Below are 18359 nucleotides of genomic sequence, written 5' to 3' on the forward strand. Positions count from 1 at the left end.
GAGCCTACTCCGCCGGTCGGCATCCGTGCCGGTGCGATCCGGTGTCGGCGGCACCGATTATCGTTGTCTCGATGCTTTCTCCGTCCTTTCCCCAGCGCGCCCCGTGGGGAACCGCCAACAAGCTGCGTGCCTGGCAGCAGGAGGCTCTCGAGCAGTACTTCGAGGCGGATCAACGCGACTTCCTCGTCGCCGCGACACCCGGGGCAGGCAAGACCACGTTCGCCCTCACCCTCGCCGTCGAGCTCATGCGCAGCGGCGAGGTGAACCGCGTCATCGTCGTCGCCCCGACCGAGCACCTGAAGACGCAGTGGGCCGATGCCGCTGCTCGTGTGCACATCCGGCTCGACCCGCACTTCAAGAACAGTCACTGGGCGCCCGCGCGGCACTATCACGGCGCTGTCGTGACCTACGCGCAGGTCGCCGCGAAGTCCTCGGTGCACCGTCACCTCACGGAGGACGCGAACACGCTCGTGATCCTCGACGAGGTGCACCACGGCGGGGACGCGTTGAGCTGGGGCGACGCGATCCGCGATGCCTACGGCCCGGCCAAGAGGCGTCTGCTCCTCTCCGGCACGCCGTTCCGCAGCGACACGGCGCCGATCCCGTTCGTCGAGTACCACCCCGACGAGTCCGGCGCGCGGATCTCGCGGACCGACTACAACTACGGCTACGGGCGAGCCCTCGCCGACGGCGTCGTCCGGCCGGTGCTCTTCCACATGTATGCGGGCAAGATGCGGTGGCGCACGAGCTCCGGCGATGAGCTCGAGACGCATCTGGGCCAGGACAACACGAAGGACGTCACGTCACAGGCCTGGCGGACGGCCCTGGATCCCGAGGGCGAGTGGATGCCGGCGGTGCTCTCCGCCGCTGACCGGCGCCTCACCGAGATCCGCCACCACATCCCCGACGCCGGCGGACTCGTCCTGGCGACCGACCAGACCGTGGCGCGGGCCTACGCCAAGATCCTCCACAGCATCACGCGTCAGCAGCCGACGATCGTGCTCTCGGACGATGCGACGGCGTCGGAGCGGATCGAGAAGTTCAGCGCGAGCGACGATCGCTGGATGGTCGCGGTGCGCATGGTGTCGGAGGGCGTCGACGTACCGCGGCTCGCCGTCGGCGTGTACGCCACCTCGTCGTCGACGCCGCTCTTCTTCGCGCAGGCCATCGGTCGCTTCGTGCGTGCCCGCCGACGGGGCGAGGCAGCGAGCGTGTTCCTCCCGCAGGTGCCCGTGCTGATGGGCCTCGCGAACGAGATGGACAAGCAGCGCGACCACGCGCTGGACCGGCAGTCGAAGGACGACGACGGGCTCGAGGACTCGCTCCTCGACAGCGCGAACCGCGAGGACGAGGCATCCGACGCGCTGACGCAGGAGTTCAGCTACCAGGCACTGTCGTCGATCGCGCACTTCGATCGGCTCGTGTTCGAGGGGCAGGAGTTCGGCCAGCTCGCCGAACCGGGCACGCCCGAGGAGGAGGAGTTCATCGGGTTCCCCGGTCTGCTCGAACCGGAGCACGTCCACGAGCTCCTCATGCAGCGTCAGGCGCGGCAGTCCCGGCTGCGTGAGGCGCGAGAGGCCGCGGCCGGACCCAGCGAGACGACGACGCTGCCGGCACCCCTGCACCGCACGCTGAAGGAGCAGCGGCAGCTGCTGAACAGCCTCGTCGGCCTCTATGCCCGGCAGAAGGGCGAGCCGCACGGAGCAGTGCACGCCGAGCTGCGGCGCATCTGCGGAGGTCCGGCTGTCGCCCAGGCCACGGTCACGCAGCTGCAGGCGAGGATCGACGTGTTGCGCAAACGCGTCCGCTCCTGATCGAAGGCTCCGGCCGCATTCCTTCGCCGCCCCGAAAAGCTGTCAATCACGGGATCTGGGCGTGTTCGCCGCGCCGCGCCGATTAGCGTGGAAGCGCCCCCCAGCAGTACCGAGGAGACGTCATGACCGCACCTGCGCCCGCCCCCGCGACCGACGCCGATCGACGTCGGTGGGCCCGCTACCTCGTCGAGGAGCGGGCCGAGGGCCTCGTCTACCAGCGGCTCGCTCACCGCCGCTCGGGCGAGGAGCGCGAGATCCTGCTCGGACTCGCCGAGGCCGAGCGACGCCACGAGCAGCACTGGCTCGACCTCCTCGGCGGCGAGCCGGCACGTCTGCCCAGAGCGGGTGTCCGCTCTCGTCTGCTCGGACGGATGGCCGGACGGTTCGGCTCGATCTTCGTACTCGCCCTCGCACAGAGCGCCGAGGCGCGGTCGCCGTACGACGAGGAGCAGTACGCCACCCCGGCGATGCGGGCCGACGAGAAGGTGCACTACGAGGTCGTGCGCGGACTCGCCGCTCGAGGGAGGCGCCGACTGTCCGGTTCCTTCCGAGCCGCGGTGTTCGGTGCGAACGACGGTCTCGTCAGCAACCTCGCCCTCGTGCTCGGCATCGGCGCGACCGGGGTCAGCTCCGGGTTCGTGCTCTTCAGCGGCATCGCGGGTCTGCTGGCCGGTGCGCTCTCCATGGGTGCGGGCGAATTCGTCTCGGTGCGCTCCCAGCGCGAATTGCTCGCGGCGACCGAGGCGAACGAGAACGCGGCAGCCTCCGCCGCCGATCTCGACATCGACGAGAACGAGCTCGCCCTCGTCTACCGCGCGCGCGGCGTCGGCCCGAAGGAAGCCCTCGAACGCGCCCGTCGCATCGTGGCTGCCGCGAGAGCCGGTGTCGAGCGCACCGCCACCGGTCCTGTGCACGTGCACTCCGGCGACGATCACGAGATCGTCGGCAGCGATTGGACAGCGGCGATCTCGTCGTTCCTGCTCTTCGCCTCTGGCGCCATCATCCCCGTGCTGCCGTGGATCTTCGGCCTCCAGGGGACAGCGGCGGTCGTCGTCGCTCTCGTGCTCGTCGGCGTCGCGCTGCTGTCGACGGGCGCGATGGTCGGCATCCTGTCGGGCGGACCGCCGCTGCGTCGCGCGCTGCGCCAGCTGGCGATCGGATTCGGGGCTGCGGCCGTCACGTACATCCTCGGACTGGTGTTCGGCGTCGGCGCGGTATGACGTCGGTGTCCGGCCGGTGCCTCGCGCCGGCCGGACACCGGGTACGAAGAAGGCCCCGGGAGATCAGTGATCTTCCGGGGCCTGTCCGTGCGCGGAGGGGGACTTGAACCCCCACGCCCTTACGGGCACTACGACCTCAACGTAGCGCGTCTACCATTCCGCCACCCGCGCGGGTGTTGGATGTTCGTTGCCGAACGAAGATTTACATTAGCACGCACCTCGATGCACTCAGAAACCGAAGGGGTCGCCCGGGCGCGCCTCGTCGCTTCGATAGCCTGGAGCCATGACCGAGCAGTCCCTCCCCGAAGTCGTGCGTGTGGCCCGAGACCTGATCCGCTTCGACACGTCGAACTTCGGCGGAGGAGACGCCAAGGGCGAGCGGGAAGCGGCGGAGTACGTCGGCGCGTACCTCACGGAGCTAGGCCTCGAGGTCGAGTACTACGAACCGATCCCGCGGCGCACCAACGTGATGGCCAGGGTGCCGGGACGCGACCGCAGCAAGCCCGCTCTCGTGGTGCACGGCCACCTCGACGTCGTGCCGGCCATGCCGGAGGACTGGACGGTCGACCCCTTCGCCGGCATCGTCCGGGACGGGATGCTGTGGGGCCGCGGAGCGGTCGACATGAAGAACATGGATGCGATGATCCTCGCCGCGGTCGCCGACATCCTGCGCGCCGGCGAGCAGCCCGAGCGCGACCTGGTCCTGGCGTTCTTCGCCGACGAGGAGAACGGCGGTGTCGAGGGCTCTGCTCTCGTCGTCCGCGACCGACCGGAGTGGTTCGAGGGCGCGACCGAGGCGATCAGCGAGGTCGGCGGATACTCGATCTCGGTCGACGACCGTCGCGCGTATCTGCTGCAGGTGGGGGAGAAGGCGCTGATCTGGATCCGACTCGTCGCGAAGGGCCGTGCGGGGCACGGAAGCCGCCTGCACGACGACAATGCGGTGACGAAGCTCGCCGAGGCCGTCGCGGCGATCGGTCGCACGCGGTGGCCCGTCCGACTCACACCGACCACGGAGGCACTGCTGCAGGGCCTGAGCGACCTCACGGGGCGCCCGGTCGACGACCCCGACGCCCTGGCCGCGGCCGCGGGGCCCGCAGAGGCGTTCCTGCGGTCGACCTTCCGCACGACGACGAACCCGACCGTGCTGAGCGCCGGGTACAAGCACAACGTCATCCCGGAGCGCGCCGAGGCCCTGATCGACGTCCGCGTCATCCCCGGCACCGAAGACGACGTACTGCGCGAGCTGCAGCAGATCGTGGGCGACGAGATCGAGATCCAGACGGTCGTGCGCGACATCGGCATGGAGACCTCGTTCGAGGGCGACCTGGTCGACGCGATGGTGGCCAGCCTGGGGCGACACGATCCGGGCGTCCCCGTCATCCCGTACCTTCTCGGGGCAGGGACAGACAACAAGGCGCTCGCGTACCTGGGCATCACCGGGTACGGCTTCGCTCCGCTGCGGCTGCCGGCCGACCTCGACTTCACAGGCATGTTCCACGGAGTCGACGAGCGCGTGCCCGTAGAATCGCTTGTCTTCGGTCAGCAGGTGCTGGCCGATCTGCTGCGCACGTACTGAGCGCTCCTTCCGCGCGACCGCGCCGCTCCCGAACATCCCGAAGGCTCCTCCATGCACCTGCTCGAAGCGCTCATCCTCGGCCTCGTGCAGGGACTCACCGAGTTCCTGCCGATCTCCTCGAGTGCGCACCTGCGCATCCTCGGCACGTTCCTCCCCTCCGGCGAGGACCCCGGGGCCGCGTTCACCGCGATCACGCAGATCGGCACCGAGGCCGCGGTGGTCGTGTTCTTCTGGCGTGACATCGTGCGCATCATCCGCCAGTGGTTCCGGTCGCTGATCGGCAAGGCCCCCAAGAGCGACCCCGATGCGCGCATGGGCTGGATGATCATCATCGGCAGCATCCCCATCGTCGTGCTGGGGCTGCTGTTCCAGGATCAGATCGAGACGGTCTTCCGGTCGATGTGGATCGTCGCGGTCATGCTGATCGTGTTCGGCATCCTGCTCGGCGTGGCCGACTACGTCGGCTCGAAGCGTCGCAAGCTGGACGACCTCACGTACCCGCACGGCGTCGCCTACGGATTCGCTCAGGCGCTCGCGCTGATCCCCGGCGTCTCCCGCTCGGGCGGCACGATCACGATGGGGCTCTTCCTCGGGTACGAGCGGGCGGCCGCCGCACGCTACGCTTTCCTGCTCGCCATCCCCGCGGTGTTCGGAAGCGGCTTCTACCAGGTCTTCAAGAGCTGGGACCAGCCGTCGTTCTTCTCGTTCGGCGACACGCTCGCGGCGACCGGCGTCGCGTTCGTCGTGGCCCTCGCGGTGATCGCGTTCTTCATGAACTACATCTCGAAGCGCAGCTTCCTGCCCTTCGTGATCTACCGCATCCTGCTCGGATCCGTGCTGCTGGTCCTCCTCGGCCTCGGCGTCATCCCGGCCTGAGCGACGGGGGACTCAGCCCTTGCGGTCCGCGGGTCCGTCGCCCCTGCGCTTCAGGTAGCGTTCGAAAGCCTGGGCGATGGCATCGCCCGAGGCGTCGGGAGAATCCCACGTGTCGCGGGTGCGCTCGAGCTGCCTGATGTACTCCGTCATGTCCTCGTCGTCGGCCGCGGCCGCGTCGATCGACGCCTCCCACGCGGCGGCCTCGGTGCGCAGGTGGTCACGGGACACATCGACCCCGGTCAGCTCCTCCAGGCGGTCGAGCAGTGCCAGGGTCACCTTCGGAGAAGGGGTCGCCGACGCCACATAGTGCGGGACGCTCGCCCACAGGCTCGCGGTCGGGATGCCGGAGGTCTCGGCAAAGTGCTCGAAGACGCTGAGGATGCCGACGGGCCCCTCGTACATCGACCGCTCGAGGCCGTGCGCCTCACGCACCTGCTCGTTCTGACTGGACGCGAAGATCGAGATCGGACGGGTGTGCGGCACGTCGGAGAGCATGGCTCCGAGGGTGACGAGTCCGGTGATGTCGTCGCGGAGCGCGACGTCCATGAACTCCGAGGCGAACGCCTGCCAGGTGCGGGCAGGCTCGACCCCGGTGAGGATCCACAGCTCGGGGCCGGGACCCGGATCGCGCGGACGCCACAGCCCGGCCTCTGGCCAGGTCAGCTGGCGGCGCCCCTCGGCATCCATCTTCGTGGCCGGCCGCGTGTACTGGTAGTCGAAGTACAGCTCGGGGTCGATCGAGTGCACGAGGTCGTACTCGTTCTCGGCGCGCAGTGCGGCGATGGCGCCGCTCGCGGCTTCGCCCGCGTCGTTCCAGCCATCGAAGGCGGCGATGATGATGCGAGAACCCAGAACATCCATCGTGGTCTCCCCTCGTGGTTCCGGATCGATGTCTACCCAGGCTAGTCCGACCGAACAGGGGGAGGGCGGCGCCACGGCTAACATGGACCGGTGAGCAGACAGCCCCGCGCGATCCTCTGGGACATGGACGGAACCCTCGTCGACACCGAGCCGTACTGGATGGCAGCGGAGACGGCGCTCGTCGAATCCTTCGGCGGAAGCTGGAGCCACGAGCAGGCTCTGCAGCTCGTCGGCAACGGTCTGATCGACAGCGCGGTGATTCTGCAGAACGCGGGCGTCGACATGGAGGCCGACGCGATCATCTCCCTTCTCACCGATGGGGTGCAGGAGGCGCTGCGCGTGCAGGGCGTGCCGTTCCGGCCGGGGGCCCGCGAACTGCTCCTCGATCTGAAGTCCGCCGGCATCACGACCGGTCTCGTGACCATGTCGCTGCGTCGCATGGCACTCAGCGTGGTCGACCTCATCGAGTTCGACGCGTTCGACATCGTGGTGGCAGGCGACGACGTCTCGAACCCCAAGCCGCACCCGGAGCCTTATCTGCACGCCGCGTCGCTGCTCGAGGTCGACATCGCCGACACCCTCGTGATCGAGGACTCGCCGACGGGTCTCCGCGCAGGTCTCGCCTCCGGTGCCGTGACCCTCGGCGTGCCGCACATCGTCGCACTCGACCATGTGGGCGCGCACGAGCTGTGGCCGACCCTTCAGGACCGCACCGCCGCCGACCTCGTCGAGCTCTTCGACCGCAAGGCCATGACAGGAGCAACCCGATGAGCCAGCCCCTCGCACATCGACCCAGCGGACCGTTCCGCGAGGGAGACCGGGTGCAGCTGACCGGCCCGAAGGGCCGCCTGCACACCGTCACGCTCCGTGAGGACGGCGAGCTGCACACGCACCACGGCGTGCTGCGTCACCGCGATCTCATCGGCCTTCCCGACGGCTCGGTCGTCGCGAACAGCTCCGGACACGAATACCTCGCCCTGCGCCCGCTGCTCCGCGACTTCGCAATGTCGATGCCCCGCGGCGCGGCGATCGTGTACCCGAAGGATGCCGCGCAGATCGTCATGCAGGCCGATGTCTTCCCCGGCGCCGTGGTCGTCGAGGCGGGCGTGGGCTCCGGCGCTCTGTCGCTCTCGCTGCTGCGGGCGATCGGCCCTGCGGGACGCCTCGTGTCGTTCGAGCGCCGCGACGACTTCGCCGAGGTCGCGCGGGGCAATGTGGAGACCTTCTTCGGCGAGACCCCGTCGACGTGGAACGTGGTCGTCGGCGATCTGGCCGAGGCCCTGCCGACGGAGTTCGAGTCAGGCACGGTCGACCGCGTCGTCCTCGACATGCTCGCCCCGTGGGAGTGCATGGACGTCGTGGCGGACGCGCTGACTCCGGGCGGCGTCGTGCTCTGCTACGTCGCCACCGCCACCCAGCTCTCGCGCGTCGCCGAGTACATCCGCGGCACCGGTCTGTTCACCGATCCTGACGCCTCCGAGACGATGGTCCGCGGCTGGCACGTCGAAGGGCTCGCCGTGCGTCCGGACCACCGCATGGTCGCGCACACCGGATTCCTCCTCACCGCGCGGCGTCTCGCTCCCGGGGCCGTCGCGCCGTCGGTCAAGCGCCGCGCGTCGAAGAGCAGCTACGGCGACGAGGATGTCGAGCTCTGGACGCCCGGCGCCGTGGGCGATCGCGAGATCACCGACAAGAACCTGCGCAAGCGCGCGAGGGAAGCGGCCAAAGCCGCGGAGGGCGCGCGTCTCGCCGCCGCATCGCGCGAATCGGAGCCCCCGACGGAATAGACTGGAGCGCGTGCGTAAAACGTCCGCCGTTCTGGCCACCCTCAGCCTCGCCGCCCTCGCTCTGACCGGGTGCGCGTCCGCCCCGTCGTTCGCGGGGGAGACCTGCGATCGTGCCGCGGACTCGAGCGCGATCCTCGATTCCGTGAACGTCGATGGCGAACTGGGCTCGAAGCCCGATGTCGAGGTGTTCGGCCCGGTGAAGGGATCGAAGACGTCGTTCGCCGACGCCGTCGTCGGCGACGGCCGCACTCTCGAGTCGACGTCCCAGCCGTTCGTCCTCGATCTGACGTTCTTCGCCGGCGACAGCGGCAAGCCCCTCTACGAGACCGAGTACAACGACGACCTGAGCCGCGTCCACAGCATCTCGTACTGGTCGCAGCGGTCGGCGGGGCTCGAGAAGGTCCTGGAGTGCGCGACCGGCGGCAGCCGCGTCGTCGCCGTCCTGACGCCCGAGGGCTTCGGCCAGGCGAACGTCGAGGCGTTCGGGCTCGATGACGACGAGAACGTGGTGGCCGTCATCGACGTGCTCGACGTGTCGCTCGCCCGTGCCGAGGGCACGCCCCAGTTCAACGACGCCCAGGGGATGCCCACGGTGGTGCGCGCCCCGGACGGCACGCCGGGAGTGATCGTCCCCGACAGCCCCTCCCCGAAGAAGTCCGTCACGCAGACCCTCATCAAGGGCGACGGCGCGGTCGTCGAAAAGGGGCAGACGATCATCACGAACCTCACCGCCGTGGGCTGGGACGACAAGAAGGTCGCGACGAGCACCTGGGGCTCCGAGCCGAACATCGGCCCGGCGGCCAACGAGCTCGTCGGAGCCACGGTCGGCTCTCAGCTGCTGGTCGTCGTGCCCGAGGCCGACGGCAACAAGGCGACGGCGATCGTCGTCGACATCCTGGGGATCGTCCCGACTCCGGAGCAGTGATGGCGGCCCGTATTCCCGCGGAGGAGCGCCTGACGAACCTCGTCGTGGCGCTCATGGCCACGGAGATCGGGCTCACCAAGCAGCAGATCCTCGACAACGTCTCGGGATACCGCCAGCGCGCGGATGCCGGTGCCCGCTCGGACGCGCTCGAGAAGATGTTCGAACGCGACAAGGACGAGCTCCGCACGCTCGGCGTGCCCGTCGAGACGCTGGGAGATCAGTCCGACCCGAACGACCTCCGCGAGGCTCGGTACCGCATCCCTCAGGCGGAGTACGACCTGCCTGGCGACATCGAGTTCACCCCGGCCGAGCTCGCCGTGCTCCGGCTCGCGGGCAGCGTCTGGAGCGCGGAGTCGGCGTCCGGCGACGCACAGGCGGGCGTGCGCAAGATCCGTGCCCTGGGGATCGACGGCGACGAGCCGATCATCGGCTTCGCGCCGCGCATCACCGCCCGCGACGAGGCGTTCCCCGTGCTTCAGGAAGCGATCGAGAAGAGCCGGGTCGTCGTGTTCGACTACCTGAAGCCGGGGGAGGATGCGCCGCGGCGACGCAGCATCCGTCCGCTCGCTCTGGTCGACTACGAGGCGCGCTGGCACGTCTTCGGGATCGATGTCGCGATCGAGGAGGATCGGATGTTCCTGCTCAGTCGGATCGTCGGCAAGGTGAAGATGACGGCGACCTCGTTCGACCCGTCGCTCCGTGACGGGGCGGGGGAGCGGGCCCTCAGCGGTCTCGAAGCCGTCGCCGCCCAGAACTCCGCGCTGCTCGAGGTGACGCCGGGGACGGAGGCGTCCCTGCGGCTCGGACGCCGCGCCACACCGGCCACTCAGGGTATCCGGGTGCCGTTCGTCGACATGCACATCCTCGCCGACGAGCTCGCCTCGTACGGACCCGAGGTCCGCGTGGTAGAGCCGGCACCCCTGCGCGACGCCGTGATCTCGCGGCTGACCGCAGTGGTCGAGGCCAACACCGACGCGGAGGAGGGCCGATGAGCGCGCAGGCGAAGCCGCTGCTCGCCGCCGACCGCGTGCGGGTGTATCTGACCCTCGTCCCGTATCTGCTCGAGCACGGTCAGGTCTCGCTGCAGGAGGCGGCGGCGGAGTTCGGCGTCACTCCGAACGAGATGCGCCAGATGGTCGAGAAGCTCACGGTCATCGGCCTTCCTGGCGACTCGGGCTACTGGCAGCAGCCGCAGGAGATGTTCGACATCAACTGGGACCTCCTCGACGAGGAGGACGTCATCGAGATCACGAACGACGTCGCGCTGCGCCGCGTGCCGCGGTTCACGGCTCGCGAGGCCGCAGCCCTGCTCGCCGGTCTGCAGATGGTCGCCGCAGTTCCGGCCGTGTCGGACTCCGGTCTCGTGAGCGGCCTGATCTCCAAGCTCTCGCGCGGTGCCGCGGATGCGCCCGCAGAGGTCGTCGTCGCCCCCAGCGCTGTCGACGAGGTGCGGCGAGTCGTCTCTCAGGGTGTCCGCGACGGTGTCGCCGTCTCCTTCACCTACCAGGCACCCGATGCCGCACCGACGACGCGCACCGTGGATCCCGTGCAGGTGCTGATCACCAACGCCCAGTGGTACCTGCAGGGCTGGTGCCATATGCGCAAGGCGATGCGGACGTTCCACCTCGACCGCGTCAGCGACGCACGGCTCACCGACATCCCGATCACTCACGCCGGCGATCACGTCCCCGAGGCGTTCGCCGCGGCCGAGGACGAGGGCGAGGTGCGGGTGCGCGTCCCCGAGAGGATCGCCCCACTGCTCCGCGGATTCCTCACCGGCGACGACGTGGAGGCGGCGGACGGCGTGGTCACGGCGCGACTGCATCTCGCCGACCCGCGCGGCATCAAGCGCCTGGCGGCTCGGTTCGGCGGTGTGATGGAGGTCATCGAGCCGGGCATCGCCCGCGCGGCCGCCCGCGAGTGGGCCGCGGCAGGACTCGCGCTGTATGGCCACCCGGATGGCGCTGACGCCGGTTAGACTGGGGAAAACGACGAAGGAGAATCATGGGCGCTTTCGGTTGGCCACATCTGCTGATCATCCTCGCCGTCATCCTGCTGCTTTTCGGCGCTGCGAAGCTGCCGGCGCTCGCCAAGAGCCTTGGGCAGTCGGCCCGAGTGTTCAAGGGCGAGATGAAGGCGATGAAGAGCGACGACGCCGGCGACGCGACGGAGCCCGCGGCGACCGCCGCTCCCGCTCCGAAGGCATCGGTGACGGAGAACACGGTGATCCGCGACGCGGACCCGGGTCAGCCGCCTCGATCCGCCTAGGTCGTGTCGGCACTCGAATCCGCCGATCAGGAGACTTCCGGTCGCGATAGGCGGATGTCACTGGGCGCGCATCTGATCGAGCTGCGCAAGCGCCTCGTCATCGCCGCGGCCGCGCTGGTGGTCGGCATGGTCGTCGCGTTCATCGTGACCGGACCCATCATCGATCTGCTGTCGATCCCGATCCGTACCATCGCGGAGGAGGCCGGCCGCGAGTACACCGGCCTCAACTTCACGACCGTCACGAGCGGTTTCGACCTGCGGATGCGGATCGCGTTCGCCATCGGCCTCCTCATCTCAGCCCCGGTCTGGCTCTGGCAGGTCTGGGCGTTCGTGATGCCGGGTCTGACCAAGAAGGAGACCCAGTACACCTGGGGGTTCCTGGGCGCTGCGATCCCGCTCTTCTTCGGCGGGTGCACCGTCGCGTTCTTCGTCCTGCCGCACGTGATCGAGATCATGGCGTCGTTCGTCCCCACGGGAATGGCGCAGTTCTACGACTATTCCGGCTACTACGATTTCGTCTTCAAATTCCTGCTCGTCGTCGGGATCGCATTCGTCCTGCCCGTGTTCCTCGTCGCGTTGAACCTCGCCGGTGTCATCTCAGGTCGCGAGATCCTCAAGGGATGGCGGGTTGCCGTGCTGGTGTGCACCATCTTCGCCGCGGTGACGACCCCACCCGCCGACGTCTTCTCGATGCTTCTCCTGATGGCATCCATGATCGTGCTCTACTTCGCCGCGACGTTCATCTCCATGCTGTTCGACCGGCGCAAGCGCAAGCTGGCGAGGGCAGCCGGCATCGACCCGGCGACCGCATGAGCTCGCCCGCCGAACGCTTCGCCGCCGCGCGCGAGGCCGCAGGTCATCCGCAGACGACCGCCTTCGCGGCGCGTCAGCGGTTCGATCTCGACGCGTTTCAGGTCGAGGGATGCCACGCGCTCGAGCGAGGTCACAGCGTGCTCGTCGCCGCTCCCACCGGCGCCGGGAAGACCATCGTCGGCGAGTTCGCGATCCACCTCGCGATGCAGACCACGCGCGACAAGGCGTTCTACACCACGCCGATGAAGGCGCTGTCGAACCAGAAGTTCCGGGAGCTCGTCGATGTGTACGGGCCCGACGACGTGGGTCTGCTGACCGGCGACACCAACATCAACGGCAACGCGCGGATCGTCGTGATGACGACCGAGGTGCTGCGCAACATGATCTACGCGGATTCCGCAGCGCTGCGCGATCTCCGCTACGTCGTGATGGACGAGGTGCACTACCTCGCCGACCGCTTCCGCGGGGCCGTCTGGGAAGAGGTCATCATCCATCTGCCGTCGCACGTGCGGCTGGTGTCGCTCAGCGCGACGGTGTCGAACGCCGAGGAGTTCGGCGACTGGCTCGACACAGTTCGCGGTGACACCGAGGTGATCGTCTCCGAGATCCGCCCCGTGCCCCTCGAGCAGCACGTGCTCGTTCGTGACGATCTGCTTCCGCTCTTCGACGACCGGGCGGGACTCGCGACAGCGCAGGTGAATCAGGAGCTGATGCGCATCCGCTCCTTCACCGGCTCGCACTATGAGCAGAACCGCGAAGCGCAGTCCTACCGGAGCAACCGTCATGCCGGTCGGCAGGCCCAGCGTCCGCCGCGCGGCGGACGGCGCCCTGTGCGCTCGGCGAACGTGCGTCGCATCGAGCGGATGGACCGTCCGGATGTCGTGCGGCTGCTCGAACGGTCGAACCTCCTGCCGGCGATCTTCTTCATCTTCAGCCGCGTCGGGTGCGACGCGGCGGTGCAGCAGGTGCGTCGGTCGGGACTGCGGCTGACATCGACCGAGGAGCGCGCGGAGATCCGCTCGATCGTCGAGGAGCGCACCCGCACGCTGCAGGAGGAGGACCTCGGCGTCCTGGGGTACTGGGAGTGGCTCGACAATCTGGAGCGGGGAGTGGCGGCCCATCACGCAGGGCTGCTTCCCGCCTTCAAGGAGGTCGTCGAGGAGCTCTTCCAGCGCAAGCTCGTGAAGGCCGTCTTCGCGACGGAGACGCTGGCGCTCGGCATCAACATGCCCGCCCGCACCGTCGTCCTGGAGAAGATGGAGAAGTTCAACGGCGAGGCGCGAGTCGCGATCACGTCGGGGGAGTACACGCAGCTCACCGGTCGGGCCGGTCGGCGCGGCATCGACGTCGAGGGTCATGCCGTCGTCCAGTGGACCGAGGGGATGGATCCGCAGGCCGTCGCGGCGCTCGCGTCCCGGCGAACCTACCCGCTCAACTCCAGCTTCCGTCCGACGTACAACATGGCTGTGAACCTCATCGACCTCTTCGGCAGGGATCGCGCGCGGGAGGTCCTCGAGTCGTCGTTCGCGCAGTTCCAGGCGGACCGTGCCGTTGTGGGCCTCGCGCGGAAGGTGCGCGAGGCCGAGGAATCACTCGAGGGATTTCGTTCGGCGATGGTCTGCGATCACGGCGACTTCATGGAGTACGCCGCGATGCGCCGCGAGCTGAGCGATCTCGAGAAGAAGAACCGGCAGGACTCGAACTCGCCGCGAGTGGCGCGCGAGAAGCGGATGAAGCAGATCCAATCCCTGCGCACCCGGATGCAGCGGCACGGGTGCCATCGCTGCCCCGACCGGGAGAAGCACGCGCGATGGGCCGAGCGCTACTGGAAGCTCAAGCGCGAGACGGACCGGACACGACGACAGATCGAGAATCGGACGGGCACGGTCGCTCGCGTGTTCGACAGGGTCAGCGAGGTCCTCGAGACGCTCGACTACCTCCGCACCGAAGACGGCGAGACCCGATTGACGGATGCCGGGCGCACCATGCGGCGCATCTACGGGGAGCGGGATCTTCTCATCGCCGAGTCGCTCCGTCAGGGACTGTGGAAGGGCCTCGACGCCCCGTCGCTCGCAGCGATGGCCTGCTGTCTCGTGTACGAGCCGCGCCGCGATGAGGCGAACTCGGGCGAGCGCGGGCTCCCGCGGGGAGCGTTCCGCGCCGCGTACGACCGCACGACGACGCTGTGGGCCGAGCTGGACGACCTCGAGAAGGAGCACCACCTGCCCGGGACCGAGCCGCTCGCCGCGGGTCTCGCCGGCGCGATGCACACCTGGGCGCGCGGCGGCAGTCTCGATCGGGTCCTGATCGATGCCGACATGGCCGCCGGTGACTTCGTGCGGTGGGCGAAGCAGACGATCGATCTGCTCGACCAGCTGTCCATCGTCGCCGAGGACGGAACTCTCGCACGGAACGCGCGCGCGGCGCTCGACGGGGTACGCCGGGGCATCGTGGCGTACTCGTCGATGTGAGCAGGGGATCGATGTCGGACTCCCCGGCGGCATCCTCGGCGCCGCGCCCGCTCGTGCCCCTCTGGGCCGCCGTCCTCAGCGCGGTCGCGGCGGCGGTCTTCATGGATCTGTCGTACCCGGAGGCCGCCGTCTGGATCCTCGCGTTTCCTGCCGTTGCCCTGCTGCTGCTCGCTCTGGTCGGTCGCCGGGTGGGCGGAGCCCTCCTGGTCGGCGCCGTCTACGGAGTGGTCTTCTTCGCTCTGCTCGTGTCATGGACGTCGCGTTATCTCGGACCCGTGCCGTGGGCGGCGCTCAGCGTCGTCGAGGGCGGCCTGACCGCGCTCGCACTCATCCCGATTGCACTGGCCTATCGATGGCTTCCTCGTGCCTTCCCGAGGCCCGCTGCGCGCATTCTGCTGCTCCCGGCGGTGGTCGCCGCGCTCTGGGTCGGGCGGGAGCTCTTCGTCGGATCCTGGCCCTATGGCGGCTTTCCGTGGGCGCGGCTCGGGATGACGCAGGCGCAGAGCCCGCTCGCCCCCGTGACGTCGTGGCTGGGCGTCAGCGGTCTGAGCTTCTTGATGGTCTTCTTCGTGGCGGTGGTCATCGAGATGGTCCGTGCGCGGCGCGAGATGGTGCGCGTGACTCTCGTCGTGCCGGCGGCTCTCGTCGTCGTCCTCGCCTTCACGCCGCTGTATCCGACGACGGGCACCGGATCGATGCGCATCGCGGCGGTGCAGGGCAACGGTCCGAGCGGCTACTTCGATGAGCGAGAGCCGTTTTCGCTCGTCGACGCCCAGGCGACGGCGACCGCGCCTCTGTTCGGGGAAGACGTCGACCTCCTGGTCTGGCCGGAGGGGTCGCTGGACTACGACCCCTTCCAGACCGACGCCCTGGCCCGCCGGATGAGCTTCGTGAGTTCGCGCATCGGGGCACCGCTCCTGGCGAACGCCGCGACGGAGCGCGACGGTCGGTACTGGAACACCTCGATGCTGTGGACCGAGGGCGGGGGAGCGGAGCAGACGCACGACAAGCGGCATCCCGTGCCCTTCGGCGAGTACGTGCCCGATCGCGCCTTCTTCAACGCCCTCGCGCCCGACCTCATCGGACTGATTCAGCGGGAGTACACCCCGGGCACGAACAGCTCCGTGATCGACGTCGACGGCGTGCGGGTCGGACTCGCGATCTGCTTCGACGTCATCTACGACGACGTCGTCGACCAGGGTGTGCGCGACGGCGCCGACGTGCTCGTCTTCCAGACCAACAACGCCGACTTCCGGGGGACGGACGAGAACCTGCAGCAGCTGGCCTTCGCCCGGATGCGCGCCATAGAGACCGGCCGCAGCGTGGTGAACATCTCCACGGTCGGCACCAGCCAGATCATCCGCGCGGACGGCACCACCGTCTCGAGCCTGGACGCAGACGAGGCCGGAGCGATGCTCGAGAACGTCGAGCTTCGATCCGGCCTCACGGCGGGTGTCGTCCTGGGCCCGTGGATCCAGCAGCTTCTGCTGTGGGGCGGGCTGGGCGCGCTGATCGTCGGGTGGTGGCGCGCCCGGAGGCGCTAGGCGCCGATCTTCTCGCGGGTGGGGTCTTCGCCGGCTCCGCGACGGGCGCGGATGAAGGCGAGGCGCTCTTCGAGCAGTTCCTCGAGCTCGGCGCGGGTGCGGCGCTCCATCAGCATGTCCCAGTGGGTGCGGGCGGCCTTCTCGTCGGCCGTGTCGAGCGTGACGGCCTGACCGTTGACGTTCAGGCGGGCCTCGGCGCCGCAGGCACGGCACTCCCAGGTCTGCGGAGCTTCTGCATCAGCTGCGAACATGAGGGTCGTGACATGTCCGCACGTGTCACAGGTGTAGGTGGTCTCGCGGCGCTCCATGAAGACGACGCCCTCTTCGCTCTGTAGGCTCTGGGCGCCGAGTCGGATGCCGCGCAGGCTGCGATCTGCCATTGTGTGGTCCTCTCGTCTCTGCCAGGTATAACGTTCCGAGCTGTGCGCTTCATCCACGCGAACGCTTTCCCCGAGCGATTCACAGCGGAATCCCAGCGCGATCGCGCGGTCGGGCGGCGGTGCTCAGCGGCGCAGCGCGGCGAGGGCGAGATCCGCACGATCGGAGACGACGCCGTCGACGCCGAGTCCGACGAGCCGGACCATGTCCGCAGGCTCGTTCACGGTCCAGACGTGCACTTCGACGCCGTGTCGATGGGCGGTCCTGAGCAGAGCGGGGGTGAGCACCCGGAGCGCACCGTGACGTTCCGGGATCTGCAGGGCGTCGATGTCGCGCAGCGCCCGGACAGCGGAGAACCTCAGTGCGGAGAGCGCTCGGAGGGCGGCGATGGTACGGCTTCCCCCCGAAGTCGCAGGCCGGAGTCCCGCCCCGGCCTGCAGCACGGACGCGATCGTCGCCCGGCGATTCCGGTCGTCGAAACTCGTCACGAGCACGCGATGCGTGTGCTCCACGAGAATCCGACCGAGGGGTTCGACAGCCTCCGCGGTCTTGACGTCGATGTTGAATCGGGTCGACGGGAAGGCCGCGAGTGCTTCTGCGACCGTGAGCAGCCCGCCGTGGTCGGCGAACATGTTCGCGAGCTCCCTTGTGCGCACCTCGCGGACGAGGCGGGTGTCGCCGACGAGCCGCCGCAGGGACGAGTCGTGGAAGAGCACGACATCACCATCGGCAGTGACCTGGCAGTCGGTCTCGATGTACTCGGCCCCGGCGGCATGGGCGGCGGCGAACGCCGCCGCCGTGTTCTCCCAGACGCCCGAGTCCTCGCCCTCCGCCGTGACGAGACCGCGGTGGGCGAGGACTCGCGGATGCGCGGCCTTGTCGAAGTACGGGTGCGTCACGCGCCCGGCGTGCCGAGCGGCGGCTGACCGGGCTTCGGCGTGAAGGCGCTGCCGATGCCCTTCAGTGCCTCGGTGAGCTCGCTCGGGATGATCCAGAGCTTGCTCGACTCGCTCTCGCTGATCTTCGGCAGCATCTGCAGGTACTGGTAGGCCAGCAGCTTGTCGTCCGGCTGTCCCTGATGGATGGCGCTGAAGACGTTCTGGATGGCCTCGGCCTCACCCTGCGCCCGCAGCACCGCGGCCTGCTTGTCGCCCTCCGCCCGGAGGATCTCGGCCTGACGACGGCCTTCCGCCTCGAGGATCTGCGACTGCTTGGAGCCCTCGGCGGTGAGGATCGCGGCACGACGATCACGCTCGGCGCGCATCTGCTTCTCCATCGAGTCCTGGATGGAGACGGGCGGATCGATCGCCTTGAGCTCCACGCGTCCCACGCGGATGCCCCACTTGCCGGTCGCCTCGTCGAGCACGACGCGCAGCTGACCGTTGATGTTGTCACGGCTGGTCAGCGCCTCTTCGAGGTTGAGCCCACCCACGACGTTTCGCAGCGTCGTCGTCGTCAGCTGCTCGACCGCACCGAGGTAGTTGGCGATCTCGTACGTCGCAGCGCGGGCGTCCGTCACCTGGAAGTAGACGACGGTGTCAATGGAGACGACGAGGTTGTCCTCGGTGATGACCGGCTGCGGCGGGAACGACACGACCTGCTCGCGCATGTCGATCAGCGGACGAAGACGATCGATGAACGGCACCAGGATGTTGAGGCCCGGCGTGAGCGTCTTGTGATAGCGCCCCAGTCGTTCGACGACACCGGCCGTCGCCTGGGGGATGATCCGGATGGATCGGGCCAGCGTGACCACCACGAAGATGATGATCGCGATGACGAGGATCCAGCCGATGGCGGCCGGAATGAACGAGCTGTCGTTCACG

Annotated in this window: 17 protein-coding genes and 1 tRNA gene; 13 read left to right on the forward strand and 5 right to left on the reverse strand. The window is 68.8% G+C overall.

Features of this window, described 5'->3' with window-relative positions:
- Positions 1–71 precede the first annotated feature (71 nt).
- Together AUC47_RS15350 and AUC47_RS15355 are read left to right on the forward strand one after the other, a co-directional pair.
- Complete coding sequence (locus AUC47_RS15350; RefSeq protein ID WP_096716045.1) at positions 72–1814, forward strand: DEAD/DEAH box helicase; 1743 nt, start codon at positions 72–74, stop codon at positions 1812–1814.
- A gap of 122 nt (positions 1815–1936) precedes the next feature.
- A complete protein-coding gene (locus tag AUC47_RS15355; RefSeq protein WP_096716046.1) occupies positions 1937–3034 on the forward strand; it encodes a VIT1/CCC1 transporter family protein in 1098 nt (365 codons plus the stop codon).
- A gap of 88 nt (positions 3035–3122) precedes the next feature.
- On the opposite strand, the gene AUC47_RS15360 is transcribed toward AUC47_RS15355, so the two are convergent.
- Positions 3123–3205 (reverse strand) — tRNA-Leu (locus AUC47_RS15360).
- A 112-nt stretch (positions 3206–3317) separates the two neighbouring features.
- Here AUC47_RS15360 and AUC47_RS15365 point away from each other — a divergent pair.
- Positions 3318–4613 (forward strand): M20/M25/M40 family metallo-hydrolase, encoded by a 1296-nt coding sequence (locus AUC47_RS15365; RefSeq protein ID WP_096716047.1) that lies wholly within the window; start codon positions 3318–3320, stop codon positions 4611–4613.
- 51 nt (positions 4614–4664) lie between these two features.
- Positions 4665–5489 (forward strand): undecaprenyl-diphosphate phosphatase, encoded by an 825-nt coding sequence (locus AUC47_RS15370; RefSeq protein WP_096716048.1) that lies wholly within the window; start codon positions 4665–4667, stop codon positions 5487–5489.
- Between the two features lie 12 nt (positions 5490–5501).
- On the opposite strand, the gene AUC47_RS15375 is transcribed toward AUC47_RS15370, so the two are convergent.
- A complete protein-coding gene (locus AUC47_RS15375; protein WP_096716049.1) occupies positions 5502–6350 on the reverse strand; it encodes a PAC2 family protein in 849 nt (282 codons plus the stop codon).
- A gap of 90 nt (positions 6351–6440) precedes the next feature.
- Here AUC47_RS15375 and AUC47_RS15380 point away from each other — a divergent pair, with 90 nt between their 5' ends.
- The 9 genes from AUC47_RS15380 to lnt are packed head-to-tail and all read left to right on the forward strand — an operon-like array spanning position 6441 to position 16158.
- Positions 6441–7121, forward strand: a complete 681-nt coding sequence (locus AUC47_RS15380) for an HAD family hydrolase (RefSeq protein WP_256999625.1) — start codon at positions 6441–6443, stop codon at positions 7119–7121.
- Entirely contained in the window at positions 7118–8137 is a 1020-nt protein-coding gene (locus tag AUC47_RS15385; RefSeq protein WP_096716051.1) for a tRNA (adenine-N1)-methyltransferase, read from the forward strand. The genes AUC47_RS15380 and AUC47_RS15385 overlap by 4 nt, the downstream gene beginning before the upstream one ends.
- 10 nt (positions 8138–8147) lie before the next feature.
- Positions 8148–9062, forward strand: coding sequence for a hypothetical protein (locus tag AUC47_RS15390; RefSeq protein WP_096716052.1), 915 nt, complete (start codon positions 8148–8150; stop codon positions 9060–9062).
- The gene (locus tag AUC47_RS15395; RefSeq protein ID WP_096716053.1) at positions 9062–10054 is read left to right on the forward strand and encodes a helix-turn-helix transcriptional regulator; all 993 of its coding nucleotides are present in this window, start codon (positions 9062–9064) and stop codon (positions 10052–10054) included. The genes AUC47_RS15390 and AUC47_RS15395 overlap by 1 nt, the downstream gene beginning before the upstream one ends.
- A complete protein-coding gene (locus AUC47_RS15400) occupies positions 10051–11040 on the forward strand; it encodes a helix-turn-helix transcriptional regulator (protein ID WP_096716054.1) in 990 nt (329 codons plus the stop codon). Before AUC47_RS15395 ends, AUC47_RS15400 begins: the two co-directional genes overlap by 4 nt.
- 26 nt (positions 11041–11066) lie before the next feature.
- Positions 11067–11330: a Sec-independent protein translocase subunit TatA gene (gene tatA, locus AUC47_RS16605; RefSeq protein WP_143740755.1), complete on the forward strand. Its 264-nt coding sequence runs from the start codon at positions 11067–11069 to the stop codon at positions 11328–11330.
- Positions 11331–11384: 54 nt separating this feature from the next.
- Positions 11385–12143: a twin-arginine translocase subunit TatC gene (tatC, locus tag AUC47_RS15410; RefSeq protein WP_096716055.1), complete on the forward strand. Its 759-nt coding sequence runs from the start codon at positions 11385–11387 to the stop codon at positions 12141–12143.
- Positions 12140–14614 carry a DEAD/DEAH box helicase gene (locus tag AUC47_RS15415; RefSeq protein WP_096716056.1) on the forward strand — a complete coding sequence of 825 codons (2475 nt, stop codon included), beginning with the start codon at positions 12140–12142 and terminating at the stop codon, positions 14612–14614. Before tatC ends, AUC47_RS15415 begins: the two co-directional genes overlap by 4 nt.
- A gap of 11 nt (positions 14615–14625) precedes the next feature.
- On the forward strand, positions 14626–16158 hold the full coding sequence (gene lnt, locus AUC47_RS15420; protein ID WP_096716057.1) for an apolipoprotein N-acyltransferase: 1533 nt from the start codon (positions 14626–14628) through the stop codon (positions 16156–16158).
- On the opposite strand, the gene AUC47_RS15425 is transcribed toward lnt, so the two are convergent.
- From AUC47_RS15425 to AUC47_RS15435, 3 genes are all read right to left on the reverse strand, one after another.
- Positions 16155–16538 (reverse strand): RNA polymerase-binding protein RbpA, encoded by a 384-nt coding sequence (locus tag AUC47_RS15425; protein ID WP_096716058.1) that lies wholly within the window; start codon positions 16536–16538, stop codon positions 16155–16157. The two genes, lnt and AUC47_RS15425, sit on opposite strands and share 4 nt — an antisense overlap.
- Before the next feature lie 123 nt (positions 16539–16661).
- Entirely contained in the window at positions 16662–17435 is a 774-nt protein-coding gene (locus tag AUC47_RS15430; protein WP_096716059.1) for a glycerophosphodiester phosphodiesterase family protein, read from the reverse strand.
- A complete protein-coding gene (locus AUC47_RS15435) occupies positions 17432–18358 on the reverse strand; it encodes an SPFH domain-containing protein (protein ID WP_096716060.1) in 927 nt (308 codons plus the stop codon). The genes AUC47_RS15430 and AUC47_RS15435 overlap by 4 nt, the downstream gene beginning before the upstream one ends.
- Position 18359: the final 1 nt, after the last annotated feature.

It is taken from the genome of Microbacterium sp. SZ1 (assembly GCF_002362255.1).
Taxonomy (GTDB): Bacteria; Actinomycetota; Actinomycetes; order Actinomycetales; family Microbacteriaceae; genus Microbacterium.

What these genes read in the sequence shown, in the direction of transcription:
- AUC47_RS15350 (WP_096716045.1), top strand. Translation starts at nt 72, where the DNA reads ATGCTTTCTCCGTCCTTTCCCCAGCGCGCCCCGTGGGGAACCGCCAAC.
- AUC47_RS15355 (WP_096716046.1), top strand. Translation starts at nt 1,937, where the DNA reads ATGACCGCACCTGCGCCCGCCCCCGCGACCGACGCCGATCGACGTCGG.
- AUC47_RS15365 (WP_096716047.1), top strand. Translation starts at nt 3,318, where the DNA reads ATGACCGAGCAGTCCCTCCCCGAAGTCGTGCGTGTGGCCCGAGACCTG.
- AUC47_RS15370 (WP_096716048.1), top strand. Translation starts at nt 4,665, where the DNA reads ATGCACCTGCTCGAAGCGCTCATCCTCGGCCTCGTGCAGGGACTCACC.
- AUC47_RS15375 (WP_096716049.1), bottom strand. Translation starts at nt 6,350, where the DNA reads ATGGATGTTCTGGGTTCTCGCATCATCATCGCCGCCTTCGATGGCTGG.
- AUC47_RS15385 (WP_096716051.1), top strand. Translation starts at nt 7,118, where the DNA reads ATGAGCCAGCCCCTCGCACATCGACCCAGCGGACCGTTCCGCGAGGGA.
- AUC47_RS15395 (WP_096716053.1), top strand. Translation starts at nt 9,062, where the DNA reads ATGGCGGCCCGTATTCCCGCGGAGGAGCGCCTGACGAACCTCGTCGTG.
- AUC47_RS15400 (WP_096716054.1), top strand. Translation starts at nt 10,051, where the DNA reads ATGAGCGCGCAGGCGAAGCCGCTGCTCGCCGCCGACCGCGTGCGGGTG.
- tatA (WP_143740755.1), top strand. Translation starts at nt 11,067, where the DNA reads ATGGGCGCTTTCGGTTGGCCACATCTGCTGATCATCCTCGCCGTCATC.
- tatC (WP_096716055.1), top strand. Translation starts at nt 11,385, where the DNA reads ATGTCACTGGGCGCGCATCTGATCGAGCTGCGCAAGCGCCTCGTCATC.
- AUC47_RS15415 (WP_096716056.1), top strand. Translation starts at nt 12,140, where the DNA reads ATGAGCTCGCCCGCCGAACGCTTCGCCGCCGCGCGCGAGGCCGCAGGT.
- lnt (WP_096716057.1), top strand. Translation starts at nt 14,626, where the DNA reads ATGTCGGACTCCCCGGCGGCATCCTCGGCGCCGCGCCCGCTCGTGCCC.
- AUC47_RS15425 (WP_096716058.1), bottom strand. Translation starts at nt 16,538, where the DNA reads ATGGCAGATCGCAGCCTGCGCGGCATCCGACTCGGCGCCCAGAGCCTA.